A 17,448-nucleotide genomic window follows, 5' to 3' on the forward strand; every position below is an offset into this window, starting at 1 on the left:
CCTCGCGGATGGCGTGGTGGAGGAGCTCGGTGGTCACGGGGCGGCCTCGAGGATGGCCGCGCGGGCGGCGTGGTGGAGGATCTGCGCGCGGCGTTCGGCGGCCAGGCCGAGGCGCTCGCAGAGGTAGTCGAGGGCGCTGAAGACGGCGGCGCGGGGGCGGGTCGGCATGGCCGCCGCGGCGTCGCGGATCCACGGGTTGTCGCGGGCGACGGCGACGACGCGGCGGCGGTGCCAGGGGGTGCCGCGCAGGCGCAGGGGGGCGAGGTCGAGGCTCTTGACCTCCTCGCTGGCGCCGGCGACGGCGAGCACGTGGAGGCGCTCATCGGCGTCGCGGAGGGCGGCGTTGACGGCGGTGAGCAGCGGGGTCGCGCTGGCGTCGGCGTTGGCGAGGATCGGGTCCCAGGGGTCGAGGTCGATCGCGCCGAGGGCGTCGGCGACGGTGCGGGCCTCGGGGCTGCTGTCCTCGAGGACATGTGCGCCGCCGGCGACGGCGCGGCGGGCCAGCTCGCTGTGGCCGCGGGTGCGGTAGAGGTGGCCCTGGCTGGCGAGGGCGCGGGCCTCGTCGAGGGACAGGGCGCGGCCGCGGGCGGTCGGGACCAGCGGGCGCTGGAACACGGCGGGGACGCTGCGGAAGGCCTCGGGCTGCTGGAGGGCGCCCTGGAGCAGGCGCGAGAGGTCGTGGCCGGTGTCGAGGGCGAGCTGGCGGCGGGTCCGACGGGTGACGAGCGTGAGGAGGCCGAGCAGCGCGCCGGCCATCGCGAGCAGCGCGGTGCGGCCGATCCACAGGCGGGCCACGGGGGAGGCGAGGGCGCGGGGGGCTGGTTGGGTGTGGGTCAGCGGCGGCGCGTTGGGGTCGAGCGCGGGCGGCAGCGGGGTGCTGTCCGCGGGGACAGGTTCAGGGGTGCTGTCCGTGGGGACAGGTTCGCTGTCCGCGGGGACAGGTTGTGGGGTGCTGTCCGCGGGGACAGGTTCGCTGTCCGCGGGGACAGGTTGTGGGGTGCTGTCTGCGGGGACAGGGTTGCTGTCCGCGGGGACAGGTCGAGAGCCCGGGCCGGGGAGGACCAGCGGGCTGGCGCTGGCGCTGGCGTCGGCGATCTGCCAGGGGCCGTCGCCGTCGCGGTACTCGGCCCAGGCGTGCAGCCACGAGTTGGTGCGGCCGTCCTGGCCGACGAAGCCGATCGCCATGCGGGCGGGGACGCCGGCGTCCTGGAGCAGGGCCACGAGCAGGGCGTTCTGCATGTCGCAGTCGCCGGCGCCGATCTGCAGGGTGCGCTCGATGAAGTGGAGCTCGCGCAGCTCGGGGGCCTGGTGCTGGGCGGCGATGTCGGGGGCGTTGCTGTAGACGACGAGGTCGCGGGTCAGCTCGAGCATCGCCTGCACGCGCTGGCTGACGGGGCGGCCGCGCTGGGCCTCGGCGCCGAGGCGGAGCTCGGGCGGGAGCAGGCCCGAGCTGGTCGGTGGGGCGGCGGAGGTCGGTGGGGCGGCGGGGACGGTGGTGTAGCGCAGGGTGCCGCGGGTCGGCTCGCGGAGCAGCAGGGCGGGCTCGTCGGCGGGGGTGGCGAGCAGCTCGGGTTGGAGGGCGGAGTCTGGTTGCTGGCGCGGGGTGAGGCGGACGGAGGCCTTGTCGACGCGGTGGCCGGTCGGGACGGGGAGGCGGAGCACGCCGGCGGGCGACTCGACGACGAGGGCGACGGCGGTGCAGTTGTTGGCGAGGGTGGTGCAGGAGGGGTCGGCGGCGGGGCAGTTGTTGGCGAGCGTGCAGGTGGACGCGTCGGCGCCGGCGTAGGGGCCGAGGCGGGAGGGGTCGGCGGCGGCGTCCTGACCGGCCTGGTCGAAGCGCTCGAGGGTGAGGGCGGAGAAGTAGTGCCTTGTCTCGGGCGGGGTGTAGCTGAGCTCGACGGGGACGCCGCTGCCGCTGAGCACGTCGACCTGGGGGCCGCGGTAGAGGCGGCCGAGGTCGGTGTAGCGGGGCGAGAGGTCGCCGGCGGAGCCGACGGCGAGGGCCGCGTCGGGGTCGCCGGTGAGGAAGGCGAGGTCGGCGCGGAGGCGGGCGAACACGTGCTCGCCCCACAAGCTCCAGGCGACGATGAGGGCCACGATGGCGCCGGCGGCCGCGGCGAGGGCGGTGCGGAGGGCCAGCGACTCGCGCAGGCGCAGGCGCAGGGCCAGCCACAGGCGGCGCCACCAGGCGAAGGGGCGGACAGCGTCGAGCTGGCGGGAGATGAGGCGGCCGAGCTCGCGTTCGGCCAGGCGGATCAGCCGGCGCAGGGCCTTGTTCTCGCGGGCGTCGGAGCGCGACAGCAGCAGCTCGAGGGCGTCGCTCTCGAGCAGGGCCTGCGGCGCGAGGCGACCGGGGAGCTCGGCGAACTGGACGCGGCTGCGGCCGGTGTGGCGGCCGCCGCCGGCGCTGAAGTCGGCCAGCGAGGCGGCGGCGCGGACCCGCAGGCCGCGGGAGAACAGCTCGACCCGGGCCGCGCTGCCGAGGCCGACCACGCCGCGCACCGAGCCGCGACGGAAGGCCGAGCTCGGGGCGGGCAGCTCGAAGCGGGCGTTGGCGGAGCGGCCGTTGACGGTGATGCGCAGCGGGAGCTCGGGGTGGTCGCGGGTGGCGAGGAAGCGGGCGTTCTGCCAGGCGGCCTCGAACACGCGGCGCTCGAGCTCGGCGTCGGCGGCGGGGCGCTCGAGCAGGAGCTCGGTGCCGGGCTCCATGGTGGGTGTGCGGCGGGCGGCGGACTCGAGGTCGCCGCTGAGCTCGAGCTCCCACGGGCTGTCCTCGGGGCCATGTTCGGATGGACCTGTCCCGGCGGACAGGCGCGGGCGGGAGCGGATGACGATGCGCCGCGGCTCGAAGCGGAGGATCGACCAGAAGCCGACGCCGAAGCGGCCGACCTGGTCGCGGCGCTGCTCCTTGCTCGAGGCGTAGAGCGCGAACAGGTAGCGGCGCGCGTGCTCGTAGCTCATGCCCTCGCCGTCGTCGCGGCAGTGCAGGCGCCACAGGCCGTCGACGGTCTCGGCGGTGAAGGCGACGTTGCGGGCGCCGGCGTCGCGGGCGTTCTGCAGCAGCTCGCGCACGAAGACCCAGGGGTCCGGGCCGTAGCGGTCGGCCTCGGCGCGGGCGCGGGCCCGGAAGTCGCCCGGGGCGGCGTCAGCCACCGCGCTGTTCCCTGGTCTGGCCTGGCCGCTGCACCGCGGGGCCAGTGTAGCGGCTCGCCGGGTCCGGTGCGGCCTCAGGGCAGGCGTCGGCTCGCCGGTGGCGTCGACGAGGAAGTGCGCGCTGGCGACCGCGATCGGGCGGCTGCGGTCGTCCTGCCAGGCCTCGATGCGGACGTTGGCGACGCGGCGGCCCTGGCGGGTGAGGATCCCGCGGGCGAAGGTGTCGAGGGCCCGGCCGGAGCGCAGGTAGTCGACGGTGAGGGTGATCGTCTTCGGCAGCACGATCGCCTCGGCCTCCCACATCAGCTGGAAGATCGCCGTCGACTCGAGCAGCGCAGAGATCACGCCGCCGTGCAGCGCCGGGAGCATCGGGTTGCCGACCAGGTGCTCGCTGAAGGGGAGGAAGCCGCGCAGCTCGCCGTCGACGTGGACGGCCGAGATGCCGAGGAAGCGGGCGTAGGGGACGGCGCTGACCAGGCGCGAGATGTCGCCGGCCTGCTTGGCCGCGGTGATGAGCTCGATCAGCCGCAGGCTCACGCGCCGTCCTCCGCGGCCCGGAGGCGGCTGCTCGTGCCGAGCATGAAGGAGCCGGCGCCGCTGGCGATCGGGTCGGCCTCGTCGTCGTGGAAGGCGACGCCGCGGACGAAGGCGACGCTGCGGGTGACCTTGTAGCAGTGGCCGCGGATGGTCACGTCGCGCCCGGGGGTGGCGGGCTTGAGGTAGTCGATGCGCAGGTCGAGGGTGGCGATGATCATCGGTCGCGGCAGGGCCTGGAACACGGCGGCGCCGCAGGCCGCGTCCATCGCGGCGCTGATGGCCCCGCCGTGCAGCACGCCGGTCTCGGGGTTGCCGACCAGGTGCGGGGCGTAGGGCAGCAAATAGGCCGCGCGCGCGTCCTCCATGCTGATCACGCGCAGGCCGAGCGCACGGTTGTGCGGGACGGCCTGCTCGAAGCGCAGGTGCATCGCCCGCATCGCGGCGCGCTCGTCGTCGCCGCCCTGCATCAGGCCTCGACGACGACCACGAGCTCGGCCTTGGGGTTCAGGCCCGGGACCTCGGTCTCGGCGAACAGCTCATAGCCGATCGCGGTGTCGGTCGGGCTCAGGTCGGCGGGCACGACCAGCTCGAAGCTCAGCTCGAGGCGCTCGTGCCTGTGCAGGACCCGGCCGTCGAGGTTGATCACGACCTCGGCGAGGCGGCGCCAGAACTGGCGATCGGGGCGACCGGGGGTGGGGTAGACGAGGCGCTCCTCGTCGAGCCGGACCTGGACGTCCTTGATCGGCGCGTCGTAGTCGCCGCCGTGCAGGATCACGGTGCCGCGCAGCAGCTCTCCGCTGCGCACCGGGCCGGGTAGCTCTGCGAGGGCGATCGTTGGGGCGCCCACACCGACCATGCTCTTGAGTCTGTCGAGGATCTCCACGGCTGTTCCTCCTCCTGTCGCGGGCCGACTATAGCCTGGACCTGGTCGCGGCGGCCGATCGGCGGCCGATCGGCCGCCGATCGCAAGCGAGCCGCGCCGCTTCCTGGCGAACGCCTCCGACCGGTGTTAGAAGGCGGGCTGTCATGCGTGCCCTCACCCTCGCCTCGCTGAGCCTTTGCGCAGTCCTCATGGCGGGTTGCAACCGGTCCGAGCCGACCAAGCTCCCGGAGCCGCAGGTCGCCGCCGGGCCCGGCAGCGACTCCTGCGCCGCCTATGTCCAGCGGGTCGCCACCGGCGTGCGCTGCCAGGAGGTCGACGCGGCGCATTGCAGCTGCGAGCTGATCGCGGGGGACGCGGCTGTCACGACGCCGGCGACGAGTGAGCCGGCGCTGATCGGTGATACGGGCGGCACGGGCGGCACAGTCACGCCGCCACCGCAGCCGGCGGCCAGCGGCAACGCGACTCTGGTGTTCGCGCCCGGGCCGGCCAACACGATCGTGATCTGCCGCAGCGGTCCGTGCCCGGTGGCGACCGCCGAGCTGATCTCTGCCCCCTATCCTCCGGTGCTCGCGGCGCCTGGCGGCACGGCGATTCAGTTCGAGTTCCACGCCGCGGGGCACAAGCCCTTCATCGGCAACTACACCCTGTATCCGGGGACCAACCAGATCGCCTTCACGCTCGAGTCGTCGCGCCCGACCGCGCCCGACAGCGCCGTCGTGACCTTCCAGGGCGCCCCCGCCGGGACCACGGTGCAGTGCGTCAGCGGGCCCTGCCCCGACACCAAGGCCCACCCGATCGAGAGCTTCCCGGCGATCCCCCTGAAGGCCGACGACCAGACCCTGCTGCTCCGCTTCAACGCGCCCGGGTATCGCACCGGCATGAGCTCGTTCCAGGTCAGCCGCGGGACCAACGTGATCCCGGTGCTGATGGAGCAGGGCACCAACGGCAAGCGCTGAGGCCTCGCGCTGCCTGCGCGTGTGGTTGCGCTTGGTCGGGTGTGCGGTTGCCAGGGCGGCCGGACTCCTCCATGGTTCGCCGCGTGTCGATCCCCAGCGCCGGGTCTGCCCTGCTCGCGGTCGCGGTCGCGGACCCTGGTTTCACGCCCGGGCGGCATGACCTCGGCGGAGTGATCGACCTGCTCGCGGACGCAGACGAGGCGATCGCCGGGCACGCCGAGCGGGCCCTGCTGCGCGCCGGGGGGCCCGCGGGGCCGGCGTTGTTGCGGCGCCTCGGCGAGTCGGTGGCGCCGCTGCGGGCTCGTATCGTCCGCGCGATCGGCCGGCTGGCGCCCGGCGATGAGTCGCTGCGGGCCGCGTTGATCGCCGGCCTGGCCGACGCAGATCCGAAGGCCCGCCGCAACGCGATCGTCGCGCTCGGCAAGCTCGCGGACCCGGTCGCGAGCGCGGCGTTGGCGGACCACGCCCGCGTCGAGGCCAGCGTGCCGCACCTGCGCTCGCTGGTCGAGGCGCTCGGCAAGTGCGGCGACGTCGCGGCGCTGGCCTGGCTCGACGCGCTCGACCACCCCGACCCGGAGTTGCAGCGGCTGCGCGCGCGGGCTCAGCTGATGCTGCGCCGCAGCCTCGGTCGCGATGAGACCTTGGCCGACATCGACGACGACGCGGTCGCCGCGGCGCCGCGGCCGATGTTAGCCACGTGTCGACCTGGCCTCGAGGACATCCTGTGCGCGAGCCTCGACGCGGCCGACGGCCCCGCGGTCGCCGGGCCCGGGCGGGTCGCGCTGCGCAGCGCGGGGCCGCTGCGTCGGCTCGGTCAGGCGCGCACGCTGCTGACGCTGGGGTTTCGCCTGGCGCGGGTGCCCCTGCGGCCGGGGCCCGACGCGTTGGTGGCCGGCCTCTGCGCGGCGCTCACCGGGGCGGAGGCGCAGGAGATCTTTAGAACATGGTCGAAGGGACAGGTCCGCTACCGGCTCGCGTGGGCCCGCGGCGGGCACCGGCGCTCGGTGGTGTGGCGGGTCGCCGAGGCGGTGGCCCGGACGCAGCCCGAGCTGGTCAACGACCCGACGGCGAGCCCGTGGGAGGTGGTGGTCGACGACGCCGACGGCGCGCTGCAGGTCGAGCTGCGCCCGCGCTGGCACGACGATCGCTTCGCCTACCGCGTCGGCGAGGTCCCGGCCGCCTCGCACCCGACGATCGCCGCGGCAATCGCCCGCCTCGGCGGCGTGCGTGCGGACGACGTGGTCTGGGACCCCTTCACCGGCTCCGGCCTCGAGCTGGTCGAGCGCGGCCTGCTCGGGCCCTACGCTCGCCTCGTCGGCAGCGACCTCGACGCGAAGGCGCTGGACACCGCGGCCGCCAACCTGCGCTCGGCCGGGCTCGAGCGCTTCGAGCTGCACGTGGCCGACGCGAGCGAGTTCCGGCCGCCGGGCGTGACGCTCATCGTCTGCAACCCGCCGATGGGTCGCCGGGTCCAGCGCGGCGACGTGGGCCCGCTGCTCACGGGCTTCCTGGCCAGCGCCGGCGCGCTGCTGCAGCCCGGCGGTCGCCTGGTGTGGATCTCCCCGCTGCCGCGGGTCACCCAGGCCGCGGCCCGCGGCGCCGGCCTGGTGTGTCGCCGCGCCGAGCCGCTCGACATGGGCGGCTTCATGGGTCAGCTCGAGGTCTGGGTGCGGGCGTAAAAAAGAGGCCAGGAGCTCGGGAGCTGCTGGCCTCTTCCTCTTCTTCTTGTGTGCCCAGGGACGGAATCGAACCGCCGACACGCGGATTTTCAGTCCACTGCTCTACCGACTGAGCTACCTGGGCGAGGGGACGAAGTGGTACGAGATTCCCGCGGGGACGTCAAGGGGGCCCGGGTCGGGCTTGGCGGGCGTGGTGCGCCCGAGCTGGGCTGGAGATCTTCCTCACTCGCTCGGGAAGGGCAGGCAATCTGGCCCGGAGGACATGTCCCGGAGGACCCGCTGCCTCAGCGCTTGCCGGCCCACAGCTTCGAGTTGCGCATCGCCGCCTGGACGTCGTTCATGAAGGTGGTGCGCTCGCCCTGACGGTCGCTCAGCACCTGCGAGAGGCCGTCGATCAGCAGCGGGAAGGTGTAGGGCGAGGGGTTGCAGCACAGCAGCCACTCGCGCATCTGCTCGCGCATGAGGCCGTTGGCGTCCTCGTTGTCGCGACCGGCGCGGACGACGTAGGTGGTGAACACGGCCTGGACGTCGCGCAGCACGGGGCCGAGGTCGCCGGTCATCAGGCGCTCAACCTCGTCCTCGGGCTCGGTGACGACGGCGTTGGACACGCTGCTCTCGCCGGCGCCCCCGTTGGAGCCGAGTGACTGGCGCAGACCGCCGAGCCGGGACTGCAGGGCGGCGCGGACCAGCGGGGTCGCCGAGTCGCGTTCGAGCATGATCGTGAGGGTGGCCTCCTCGCGGACCGGGACGATCATCATGCGCGCGCTGCCGAAGGTGATCAGCAGCTCCTCGATCGCCGAGCCGACGGTCGCCGAGGCGACGACCATGCGCCGCACGGTCTTGGCGATGTCGGTGGCGGTGGCGACGTCGAAGGCGCCGCGCTCGTTGGCCTGGTAGGCGCCGTCGACGGTGGCGACCAGCGAGCCGCGCACGCCGGGCAGGCGGTCGAGTTCTTCCAGCAGCGAGACAAGCGGACGGTTCGGCTCGGAGCTCATCGGTGACTCTCGACTCCCATGATCGCGTCGCGGATGACCTCGGGGTCGTGGCCCGGTGCGACGGAGAGGACCGCCGAGGTCGCCCCCATGCCTACCATGATCATCTGCTGGCCGTTGGCGGCGCGGGCGATCACCCCGTCGAAGACGTTGTAGCCGAGGGTGCGGGCGATCCGGGCCGCGCCGCGCATGTAGAAGCCGGCCAGGGTCACGACGGTGCTGTTGTTGCGCATGTCCTCGGCGATCACCTTGCCGGTGCTCGAGATGATCGCCACGCCGTTGACGCCCTCGAATTGCCAGAACTGGCCGAGCATCAGGTCGCGCGTCTCGGGGTCGTCGAGCAGGTCGACGGTCGCGGCCTTCTTGATGGGCTTGGCGTCGGCCTTCTGCGGCGGGCGCGAGGCGGGGCCGCCGGAGGGGCGCGCCACGGGTGTGGAGGCCGGGGTCACGCGTCCCGGGTTGGTGATAGGGTTCGGGCCGACTGGCATCGAGCCGGTGCCCCGGCCGACGGCGGGCATCGACACCGGGGTCGGGCGCCCGCCGATCGCCGGCATCGACACCGGGGTCGGCCGGCCGACGACGCGCTCGAGGGTCTGGACCCGGCGCCGCAGCACTGGGACGCCGTCGCTGGTGTCGGTCCCCCGCCGCCGTTGCGCTCGCGGTTGGCCTCGACCTCGTCGTCGTCGTCGGGCATCGTGAGCTCGTCGAAGCGGGCGATCGCCGAGTCGGCGACACCGGCCATGTCGATGTCGCCGGGCCTGGCGTCGGGCCGGTCGGGCCTGTCGGGCCGGGAATAGTCAGGTCGGCGCGCGGAGGGACTCGGGGTCGGGGCGATGGTGGCCGGTGGCGGCTTGGCCGGCGTGCTCGGGCGGTCGGGCTTCGGCATCGGTGCCCGCGTCCGCGGCGGCTCCGGCTTGGGCTCGGCGACTCGCACGGTCGGCGGCTCGGACAGGTCGTCCATCATGGACAGCGACTCGCTCGGCTCGGGTGTCGGCTCGGGCGCCGGCTTCTTCGACTTCTTCTCCTCGGGGGCCTCGACCGCCTCGGCCGTGGTGCCGAGGATGCCCTCGTCGGCCTGGCGGGCGGCCTCCATCAACAGGTGCATGCTCGGCCGCACGATGGTGCGCTGGGGGGGCGGCCGGAACAGGACCTCGCGGTAGGTCCCGCGGCCGACCGCGAGGATCTTGTAGAACGCCTGCTCGCCACGAAAATCGCCGTACTGCGCGTGGACGATGTCGCCGTGCTCGAACCAGATGTAGCCGGTGCCAGCGCGGGTGGTCACGACCAGCTGCTTGTCACGCGCCGAGACGGCGACCATCTGCACGTAGTCGAAGAACTCGACCTCGATCTGGTTGCCGAAGAAGCCCTTGTGCGGGCCGCACTCCTGGATGATGCCGACCAGCTTGCGCAGGTCGATCGGCTTCTCGACGATGCGCACCGAGCCGCCGCCTTCGTACTGGCCGCGGAACTCCGGGCTCAGCGCCTCGCAGATGACCACCACCGGCGTCGACGGGTAGTAGCTGGTCATGTACTGCAGCAGCTCGTTGCCGTCGCTGCCGGCCGGGTGCAGCTCGCAGAGCACAACGTCGAAGGGCTCGCGGCGCATCAGATCGATCGCGTCGCGTACAGTCGGCGCGGACGCCGAGGCGTGCCCGGCCTGTTGCAACCGCTGCTCGATCGCCGCCTGCAGCAGTTGATCGCCCACCACCACGAGGGTGTGAATCACGGTGGGCGGGTTGGACTTCGGGTTCTGCGACACGCGGCTTCCGATCTTACCCCGCGCATCGCTGCGACGGGCCGGTTAACAACCTAGGAGTGATGCCTCGGGCCCACACAAGTTGTCCCCAAGCTGGTTTGGCCCATCCACCATGTTGCAGAGCACCGTGGCGGCCATGGCTTGGTTAGTTTTGTTTGTTTAGGCCAAGGGTAACGATGCGGCGAATCATAGACTGTATGTAGGGAAAATCCAGTGGTTGGTCATACGCAGAGTGCGCAGGGCCGCGCATCAGGCCGGGCGGTTTTCCTCTAAAACTATTTATTCATTCAAAACTAACTAATCTTCTCTGGCTTTACAATCCAGTATTTTTGCCAAGGGCCATTACAGTTTCGTCCTTCCATGTCTCGCGGTTTTCTCCTATCCTGCCGCCATGCGCCTCGTCCTCGAAGATTGGAACCTCAACGCTGCTGAACGACTGCTCTGCGTGGAAGCCCTTGCCACCGCGGGGAGCATCGTTGAAGCCGCTCAACTCCTCGGCATCACCCGCCACGCCCTCAAGCGTCGCATCATCAAGCATCGCATCGAGTGGCCGCGCTCGAGCGCCTCGGCCGGTGACTCGGCCACGGCCAACACCAGCGCGTCCGCGTCGGTCACCGCAGAGTGAGCTCCAGGCCCCTTTGGGGGCTGTCTCACCGCAACAGCGCGCGACAGGGCAACCTCACCCTGGCGCGCGCTGCTGTTTTGGTTGATCGCCACGCGTCCGAGCCCGTCTTTTCGGCTCTGGCGGGCAATCTTGAGCGTCGGCTTGCACATCCCGGCTCGGTTTTGGCCGGGGGGTGCGAGCCGGCGCATTTTCGGGCGCACAGGCGGAGGAGCTGGCGAGATCGGTAGCGCTCCGCGGCACGCCAGGTCGAGGCCGCTCGGGTCGCCGGATGTCGTGATGGGCGCATGCGCGCAATGATCGTCAGGGGGCCTCGGACGCCAGCTTCGTGGCGGTGTGGAGATCTCACCGGAGATCTCGTACTTTCGCACGTGGCGCGCAAGCGCGCAGCGAAGGTGAACGATGTTTGTGTGGTTTCAGACGCGGCTCATCGGCCACTGCGCGCAGTCCGCAGATCGGCTCGGGGTCGTTCGATGGAGTTTTGACAGTTTGCAAGCTTGAGCGCCCACGCGCATTGAGTTGCCTCGGTCTGCGTGGTGTGGGCGCCAGCGCGCTGCGCGGGATCTGTTATGTATGTATTTGATCATACAAAATTTGAGTAATTTGTATTACTTAAATTTCTTATAATCAAAGACTGAGAGGGGGCCGTGGGCATTCCAGGCGTCGCGTGGGGATTGAATCAGGCTCAACAGCGGCGCGCGGTGCTGAACCTGGCGATGAGGGAGCCTGGAGGACCTGTGTGGGGATCTCTCCCGTAGGCGGCTCAGGTGTCGTCGTCGTCGAGCACGGTCGCCTGTGCGCGCTCGATCGCTGCCACCAGCTCGGTCAGCGCCTCGTGGACCTCGGTGGACGCGGCAGGCAGACACAGCTCGGGGCGGCGCAGCAGGTCGAGCAGGCTCGTCCATCCGCCCACGAAGGCGGCCAGCTGCGGTGCGGAGAGGCCCTCCGTGCGCCCGAGGAGCAGCTGCTGGACCACCAGGTGGAGGGGGATGGAAGCGGTCACGCGTGGTCAGCTTATCGCGAGCGTGCCAGGCGGCCAAAAAACCCCGATCCCGGCCGATCCGGGCCGTCGGCCGGATGGTGGATCGCGCGGACGATGTTCTATGGTTGGCCGGTGAACGAGCACGAGCGACGGCTGGCGTTGGTGGTCGAGGGCATCCTCGACTCGTACCGCGAGCACGGGAACATCAATCACCTCGACGGCAGCAACTTGCCGGCGCGCAGCGAGGTGTCGGAGCTGCTCGACGACCTCATCTCGGTGGTCTTTCCGGGCTACTTCAACGGCGAGCAGCTCGACGAGCTGACCTCGCGTTACTTCGTGGGGGCCCGCTGCGCGCGCATCCTCCGGCGGATGGAGCAGGTGACGGGCCGGGCGCTCGCGGTCCACTGCGACGGGGCGGGCGACAGCGGTCCCAGCGCCCACGAGCACGCGCTCGAGCTGCTGCAGGCGATCCCGCAGATCCGCGAGCAGGTCGCGTCGGACGTGCAGGCGGCGCTCGCCGGCGACCCGGCGGCGTGCAGCGACGCGGAGATCATCATGAGCTACCCGGGGGTGGCCGCGATCGCGGTGCACCGGGTCGCCAATCACCTGTATCGCCGCCGCGTGCCGCTGCTGCCGCGGATGATGTCGGAGCTGGTTCACAGCCGGACGGGCATCGACATTCACCCGGGCGCGACGATCGGCGCGAGCTTCTTCATCGACCACGGCACCGGCGTGGTGATCGGCGAGACCTGCAAGATCGGCCACCGCGTCAAGCTGTACCAGGGCGTCACCCTCGGCGCGCACTCGGTGAAGTCGCGCGAGCACCAGAGCGGTCAGCGTCACCCGACGATCGAGGATGACGTGACGGTCTACGCTGGCGCGACGATCCTCGGCGGGGACACGGTGATCGGGCGCGGCTCGACGATCGGCGGGAACGTGTGGCTCACGCGCAGCGTGCCGGCCGGGACCACGGTGGTGCTCGACACGCCGTCGCTGCGCTTCTTCAACCTCGGGGAGCGCTGAGGGCTCAGCCCTCGTCGCGCGGCTGGCCGCGGACGCGCTGGCGGATCTTGCCCGAGAGCGCCTCGCTGAGGGCTCAGCCCTCGTCGCGCGGCTGGCCGCGGACGCGCTGGCGGATCTTGCCTGAGAGCGCCTCGCGGATGATCAGCTTGGTGTCCTCCTCGAAGTTGCCGTCGAGGATCCACCGCATGTAGGTGCGCTCGGTCGGCTCGCTCGCGGCCCAGCGTAGCGACTTGCCCTTGAGCTTGCCGAAGTTGAACACCGGCTCGTTGTCTCGCCACGAGAAGCGGCGGCTGAGGTCGACGAAGCCGTTGTTCACGGCGTTCGAGACGTCGTGCAGGGCGTCGACCGCGAGCGAGAGCTCGCCGTAGCGGGCGAGCTGACCGGCGAAGACCTCGACCGTGGCGACGGTGTCGGCCTCGGCGCCGTGGGCGTTGTTGAATTCCTTGTCGCGATAGAAGCGCATCGCGGCGGTGAGGCTGCGCGGCTCCTTCTGGTGGTAGATGACCTGGGCGTCGATGATGCGGACGCCGCTCAGGTCGAACAGTTTGCCGCAGCGCATGAACTCGGTCTGCAGGACGCGGATGTCGAAGCGGCCGATGTTGAAGCCGGCGATGTCGCAGCCGGCGAGGAAGGCGAGCAGCTCGTCGGCGGCCTGGGCGAAGTGGGGCTCGTGGGCGACATCCTTGTTGTAGATGCCGTGGATCTCGCTGGCCTCGAGGGGGATGCGGACGCCGGGGTTGATCCGCCAGGTGCGCGGGGCGCCGAGGCCCTCGCTGGGCGAGATCTTGATCATCGAGATCTCGACGACGCGGTCGTTGGCCGGGTCGGTGCCCGTGGTCTCGGTGTCGAAGAAGATCAGCGGACGCTTGAGCCCGGCCACGAATTCCGCGAAGCGTGGGCCGAGTTCCTCGACGGACGGGAGGGGCATGCGTGGGCTCGACATAAAGGCGCGTGGGTTATACCCGGCCTGGCCCGCCGACGGTACGCCTGGACGTGATCTGGTTCGGAGCAGGTGCGGCGAGGGGCGCTCACGGGTTTGCGACCACGTTGCCGCCGCCCGTGGTCGCCGCGCCGCCCGGGAGCGCCGCTCCGGGCTCGGCTGGCCGCTCCCGCAGCAGGCGCCTGGCCACCTCGGCGACCTGCGGGCTCCGGCGGTCGCGCGCGAGCCGCTCCAGATCTGGCAAGCGCCGCAGGCCCGCCGGGTCGATGCGCTCGAGCGCCAGCAACACCTGCAAGCGCACCTCGGCCCGCTCGTCGGTCAGCATGCGCACGAGTCGGTCGCGGGCCGGGTTCTGCTGCGGGGTGCCGCGCGGTCCGGTGAGCTGACCGAGGGCCTGGACGGCGGCGGCTCGCATGTCCCAGTCCTCGTCGAAGGTCGCGGAGACCAGCTCGGTGAACAGGGCGGTGCCGTCGCGGGTGAAGCCGGCGGTGCGGGCCGCGGCGACGCGGACGCTGAGGTCCTCGTCGTGGAGGGCTAGGCGGAGGCCGCTGAGGTTGTGCGGCGGCGGGACGTAGCGGAGCACCTCGACGAGCTTCTTGCGTACGCGGGGTGAGGCGTCGACGGCGACGAGGGCGGCGGCCCCTTCTTGCCAGTCGCCGCCGGTGTTGGGGAGGGCGTCGACGAGGGCGAGGCGGACGGCGACGGGGTCGTTGCCGTTGAGGAGTCGCTGGAGCAGGACGGGCGCGGCGCGGGGGTCGGCGAGCTCGGGCTGGCTGAAGGAGAGCTCGTCGCCGACGCGGTGGTTGGGCTGGAGGGCGGCGAGCTTTTTGTAGAGCGCGGGGTCGCGGAATTGCAGATCGGCGATGGCGATCGCCGTGCGGGCGCTCCAGGCGAGCTTGGGGCCGCGGGGCGCGGGGGGCTTCGCGGTGGGGGGGTCGTTCGGGTCGTCGAGCAGGGCGACGTGGCGACGCGGGCCGCTGGTTCGCGACGGTGGCGGGGTCAGGGTGCGAGGTTGCGGCGGAGGCACGGGCGCCTCGCGCAAGTCGCAGGCGAGCGACGCGAGCAGCAGCGGCAGGAGCAGCGCACACGGTCGATGCATCGCGGGCGGACAGGTTCGCAGAAGCGGCGCGAGCAATGCAACGCGCGGCCGCGTCGCGCCGCGCATGAGCTCACTTGTGCACATTGTGGCGCGCGCTCCGGCGGGCGCGTTTGGAGCACGCGTGGGCAGCAGCGGCGATGCTGCACGCGGTGCGCGGGGACCTCGCGAGGCGGCGTCTTCGCGCGGTGGCTCGCGGTCGCGGGCCCCGGTACACGGCGCTGCGGCGCTGTCTCGCGGTGTGAGGAGGCTTCAGCTCGGCGGGTTGACCTGCAGGTTGAGGCCGGCGCCGGTCATGTCGGAGTAGGTGTAGGGGTTGATCAGGCCGCCGACGGTGAGCTGGACCTGGTAGGTCTCCGGGTCGACCTTGAAGGCCAGGTTGGCGCTCATGTCGACGACCCAGACGTAGCCGTCGACGTCGATGCTGACGCCCCAGGGGCTGCCGCAGCCGGGCAGCGGGATGCTCGGGTTGATGTATGTGCGGGTCTTGGCGTCGACGTGGACCAGGCGGCAGGGGTCGCTGCCGGCGCCCCAGATGTTGCCGTCGCGGTCGGCCATCACGCCGTTGACGCGCGAACCGGCGGCGTTGCCGATGTCGAACCACTGGCCCATCTGCATGTCGTAGACGTACATGTTGCCGCCGATGCAGCCGCCGTTCCAGATGTTGCCGTCGGCGTCGAGGGTCATGCCGTACTTGCAGCCGCCGGGGATGCCGTAGTCGGTGATCTGCAGGGTCTTGGCGTCGATCTTCACGGCCGGGCCCTGGTTGAGTCCGGTGGCGAAGAAGTCGCCGGCGGCGTTGACAGCACCGCCGTAGGGGGCGAAGCCGTCGCCGTTTTGCCAGGGGTAGGTGACCTCGTCGAGGGTGGCGCCGGTGGCCCCGTCGACGCGCATGAAGTGGGCGGTGAAGTTGGCATCCATCCACCCGAACCACAGGCGCGGGGTCGGGACGATGCAGGTGTCGGGGTCGGCCTTGACGCCCTCCCACGCGGTCGCGCGCGGGCCGTAGGTGTAGCTCGGGGAGGGGATCGGCTTGAACCACAGGACGCACTCGTCGGTGCCCTTGGGCAGCACATCGTTGGGACCGGTGGAGGTGGTGATCATGCCGTCGCCGTTGGTGTCGACGCAGTGCTCCTTGACGGCGGCGATCTTGGTGACGCCGCCGGGGTCGCGGGCCGAGACGGCGACGTCGCCCTGGAGGTTGACCGAGGTGCGCGAGGGGCTGGCGCCCTCGACGTAGTAGCGGCCCTCCTCGATGCCGGTCTTCGTGTTGATCTTGCTGACGGTGCCCTGGCCGCTGTTGGCGATCCAGATGTAGCTAAACATCGTGTCGGGCTCGCCGCCCGAGTCGCCGCAGCCGGGCGTGCCGGCGTCGGGCTGGACGCCGAGGTCGAACTTGGGGCCGCCGGTGTCGGCCGCGCTGGTCGGGCTGCTGGTGACGCCGTCGGAGACGGCACCTGTCCCCGAGGACAGGCCATCGCTGCCGCTCTGGGTCGGGTCGGTGGTCGGGAGGTTGTCGGTGGCGCTGGCGCTGGCGCTGATCGATCCAGCGGTCGGGCCGGCGCTCGTGGCATCGCCGGTCGAGTGGCTGCTGCTGTCGTCGCCGCAGGCGGTGAGGGCGAGGAGGGGGAGGACGGCGGCGAGGCGCGTGCAGGACATGCTCGCAGTGCACACCCGTTCGCGCGGGGTTGCAAGAATGCCGGGGGCGTGGATCTGATGATGTGGTCGGCTGGCCTCGGTTGCGTCAGGCGTGCGTCAGGCCTGCGTCAGGTCGCAGTCGGCGAGGAAGGCGTCGAGCTCGGCGGGGGTGGTTGCGAAGCTGCACATCAGGCGCGCGCGGGGGCCCAGGGGGGTGTTGAAGGGGTAGTAGCTGTGGCCGCGGGCGCGCAGGTGGGCGTCGAGGGCGGGCGGGAGCTCGGCGAACACGGCGTTGGCCTCGCGCGGGAAGCTGGGGGGCAGGCCTCGGGAAGCCAGGCCGGCGGCGAGCCGCTGCGCCATGGCGTTGGCGTGGACGGCGTGGCGCAGCCAGGCGTGGTCCGCGAGGGCGTGGGCGAAGGGGCCGGTGACGAAGCGGTGTTTGCTGAGCAGGTGGCCGGTCGACTTGCGCAGGAAGGGCAGGCGCTCGGCCGCGCGGGCGGCGGCGGCGGAGACCTGCGGGAACAGGAGGATCGCCTCGCCGTAGGCGAGGCCGGCCTTGGTGCCGCCGAGCGAGAGGGCGTCGATGCCGGCGTCGACGCTGAGGGCGCGACAGGCGGCGGCGGGGTCGAGCTCGCTGGTGGCGACGAGGTGGGCGACGGCGTTGGCGAAGCGGGCGCCGTCGATGTGGACGCGGTAGTCGTGGGCGTGGGCGAGGCTGGCGAGGGCGGCGAGCTGGGCGGGGCTGTAGAGGGTGCCGAACTCGGTGGTGTTGGTGAGGGTGAGGACGCCCGGGGTCGGGTGGTGGACGCCGCCGGGGCGGGCGAGCACGGGCTCGAGGTCGTCGGGGGCGATGCGGGTGGGGTCGTGGCGCGGGGAGATCGGCGTCGAGCGGCACAGGGTGATGCGCTCGGGGGCGGTCGACTCGTCCTCGTACCAGTGGCTCTCGCGGTGGCAGAGGACGCGCTGCCAGGGCTCGCTGAGCGCGGCGATGGCGAGGGTGTTGGCCGCGGTGCCGGTGGCGACGAAGAAGACCTCGGTGGCGGCGCCGAAGAGGGCGCGGAGGGCCGCGACGGCGCGGGCGGTGAAGGGGTCGTCGCCGTAGCCGATGGCGTCGCCCTCGGCGGCGGCGAGCAGGCCGGCGCGGGCCTCGGGGATGAGGCCCGCGTTGTTGTCGCTGCGAAGGTTCATGCG

General features: G+C 72.0%; 15 protein-coding genes and 1 tRNA gene. 4 read left to right on the forward strand and 12 right to left on the reverse strand.

Annotation, left to right across the window (positions count from 1 at the left end):
• Positions 1–33 precede the first annotated feature (33 nt).
• From IPJ59_RS09085 to IPJ59_RS09095, 3 genes are read right to left on the reverse strand one after another with little or no spacing between them, the layout of a single operon-like run.
• Entirely contained in the window at positions 34–3,690 is a 3,657-nt protein-coding gene (locus IPJ59_RS09085; RefSeq protein ID WP_293270854.1) for a sacsin N-terminal ATP-binding-like domain-containing protein, read from the reverse strand.
• Positions 3,687–4,157 (reverse strand): PaaI family thioesterase, encoded by a 471-nt coding sequence (locus tag IPJ59_RS09090; protein ID WP_293259620.1) that lies wholly within the window; start codon positions 4,155–4,157, stop codon positions 3,687–3,689. The genes IPJ59_RS09085 and IPJ59_RS09090 overlap by 4 nt, the downstream gene beginning before the upstream one ends.
• Positions 4,157–4,573, reverse strand: coding sequence for a sporulation protein (locus IPJ59_RS09095; RefSeq protein WP_293259624.1), 417 nt, complete (start codon positions 4,571–4,573; stop codon positions 4,157–4,159). The genes IPJ59_RS09090 and IPJ59_RS09095 overlap by 1 nt, the downstream gene beginning before the upstream one ends.
• 143 nt (positions 4,574–4,716) lie before the next feature.
• On the opposite strand from IPJ59_RS09095, the gene IPJ59_RS09100 reads away from it, so the two are divergent.
• Together IPJ59_RS09100 and IPJ59_RS09105 are read left to right on the forward strand one after the other, a co-directional pair.
• Positions 4,717–5,529 (forward strand): hypothetical protein, encoded by an 813-nt coding sequence (locus tag IPJ59_RS09100; RefSeq protein WP_293259627.1) that lies wholly within the window; start codon positions 4,717–4,719, stop codon positions 5,527–5,529.
• Between the two features lie 83 nt (positions 5,530–5,612).
• The gene (locus tag IPJ59_RS09105; RefSeq protein WP_293259630.1) at positions 5,613–7,208 is read left to right on the forward strand and encodes a HEAT repeat domain-containing protein; all 1,596 of its coding nucleotides are present in this window, start codon (positions 5,613–5,615) and stop codon (positions 7,206–7,208) included.
• Positions 7,209–7,259: 51 nt separating this feature from the next.
• Here IPJ59_RS09105 and IPJ59_RS09110 read toward each other — a convergent pair.
• The 4 genes from IPJ59_RS09110 to IPJ59_RS09125 form a co-directional block, all read right to left on the reverse strand.
• Positions 7,260–7,332, reverse strand: a tRNA-Phe gene (locus IPJ59_RS09110).
• Between the two features lie 160 nt (positions 7,333–7,492).
• On the reverse strand, positions 7,493–8,203 hold the full coding sequence (locus tag IPJ59_RS09115; RefSeq protein WP_293259633.1) for a roadblock/LC7 domain-containing protein: 711 nt from the start codon (positions 8,201–8,203) through the stop codon (positions 7,493–7,495).
• Positions 8,200–8,628: a hypothetical protein gene (locus IPJ59_RS09120; protein WP_293270856.1), complete on the reverse strand. Its 429-nt coding sequence runs from the start codon at positions 8,626–8,628 to the stop codon at positions 8,200–8,202. The genes IPJ59_RS09115 and IPJ59_RS09120 overlap by 4 nt, the downstream gene beginning before the upstream one ends.
• Before the next feature lie 17 nt (positions 8,629–8,645).
• Positions 8,646–9,959 (reverse strand): DUF4388 domain-containing protein, encoded by a 1,314-nt coding sequence (locus tag IPJ59_RS09125; RefSeq protein ID WP_293270857.1) that lies wholly within the window; start codon positions 9,957–9,959, stop codon positions 8,646–8,648.
• Positions 9,960–10,347: 388 nt separating this feature from the next.
• On the opposite strand from IPJ59_RS09125, the gene IPJ59_RS09130 reads away from it, so the two are divergent.
• On the forward strand, positions 10,348–10,581 hold the full coding sequence (locus IPJ59_RS09130; RefSeq protein WP_293259639.1) for a helix-turn-helix domain-containing protein: 234 nt from the start codon (positions 10,348–10,350) through the stop codon (positions 10,579–10,581).
• A 760-nt stretch (positions 10,582–11,341) separates the two neighbouring features.
• On the opposite strand, the gene IPJ59_RS09135 is transcribed toward IPJ59_RS09130, so the two are convergent.
• Positions 11,342–11,581, reverse strand: a complete 240-nt coding sequence (locus IPJ59_RS09135; protein WP_293270859.1) for a hypothetical protein — start codon at positions 11,579–11,581, stop codon at positions 11,342–11,344.
• Positions 11,582–11,692: 111 nt separating this feature from the next.
• Here IPJ59_RS09135 and epsC point away from each other — a divergent pair, with 111 nt between their 5' ends.
• The gene (gene epsC / locus IPJ59_RS09140) at positions 11,693–12,583 is read left to right on the forward strand and encodes a serine O-acetyltransferase EpsC (RefSeq protein ID WP_293270861.1); all 891 of its coding nucleotides are present in this window, start codon (positions 11,693–11,695) and stop codon (positions 12,581–12,583) included.
• Between the two features lie 73 nt (positions 12,584–12,656).
• Here the strand turns inward: epsC and IPJ59_RS09145 are convergent, their stop codons facing one another.
• From IPJ59_RS09145 to IPJ59_RS09160, 4 genes are all read right to left on the reverse strand, one after another.
• Positions 12,657–13,511 carry a 3'-5' exonuclease gene (locus IPJ59_RS09145; protein WP_293259648.1) on the reverse strand — a complete coding sequence of 285 codons (855 nt, stop codon included), beginning with the start codon at positions 13,509–13,511 and terminating at the stop codon, positions 12,657–12,659.
• 100 nt (positions 13,512–13,611) lie between these two features.
• On the reverse strand, positions 13,612–14,622 hold the full coding sequence (locus tag IPJ59_RS09150) for a HEAT repeat domain-containing protein (protein WP_293270863.1): 1,011 nt from the start codon (positions 14,620–14,622) through the stop codon (positions 13,612–13,614).
• A 249-nt stretch (positions 14,623–14,871) separates the two neighbouring features.
• The gene (locus tag IPJ59_RS09155; RefSeq protein WP_293270864.1) at positions 14,872–16,278 is read right to left on the reverse strand and encodes a Vgb family protein; all 1,407 of its coding nucleotides are present in this window, start codon (positions 16,276–16,278) and stop codon (positions 14,872–14,874) included.
• A gap of 96 nt (positions 16,279–16,374) precedes the next feature.
• Complete coding sequence (locus IPJ59_RS09160) at positions 16,375–17,445, reverse strand: threonine aldolase family protein (RefSeq protein WP_293270866.1); 1,071 nt, start codon at positions 17,443–17,445, stop codon at positions 16,375–16,377.
• Between the last annotated feature and the right edge of the window lie 3 nt (positions 17,446–17,448).

The organism is Nannocystis sp. (assembly GCF_016714285.1).
Taxonomy (GTDB): domain Bacteria; phylum Myxococcota_A; class Polyangia; order Nannocystales; family Nannocystaceae; genus Nannocystis.

Bases quoted from the DNA above. Each gene is read 5' to 3' on its own strand.
- IPJ59_RS09090 (WP_293259620.1), bottom strand. From the start codon at position 4,157: ATGCAGGGCGGCGACGACGAGCGCGCCGCGATGCGGGCGATGCACCTG.
- IPJ59_RS09100 (WP_293259627.1), top strand. From the start codon at position 4,717: ATGCGTGCCCTCACCCTCGCCTCGCTGAGCCTTTGCGCAGTCCTCATG.
- IPJ59_RS09115 (WP_293259633.1), bottom strand. From the start codon at position 8,203: ATGAGCTCCGAGCCGAACCGTCCGCTTGTCTCGCTGCTGGAAGAACTC.
- IPJ59_RS09130 (WP_293259639.1), top strand. From the start codon at position 10,348: ATGCGCCTCGTCCTCGAAGATTGGAACCTCAACGCTGCTGAACGACTG.
- IPJ59_RS09145 (WP_293259648.1), bottom strand. From the start codon at position 13,511: ATGCCCCTCCCGTCCGTCGAGGAACTCGGCCCACGCTTCGCGGAATTC.
- IPJ59_RS09150 (WP_293270863.1), bottom strand. From the start codon at position 14,622: ATGCATCGACCGTGTGCGCTGCTCCTGCCGCTGCTGCTCGCGTCGCTC.
- IPJ59_RS09155 (WP_293270864.1), bottom strand. From the start codon at position 16,278: ATGTCCTGCACGCGCCTCGCCGCCGTCCTCCCCCTCCTCGCCCTCACC.
- IPJ59_RS09160 (WP_293270866.1), bottom strand. From the start codon at position 17,445: ATGAACCTTCGCAGCGACAACAACGCGGGCCTCATCCCCGAGGCCCGC.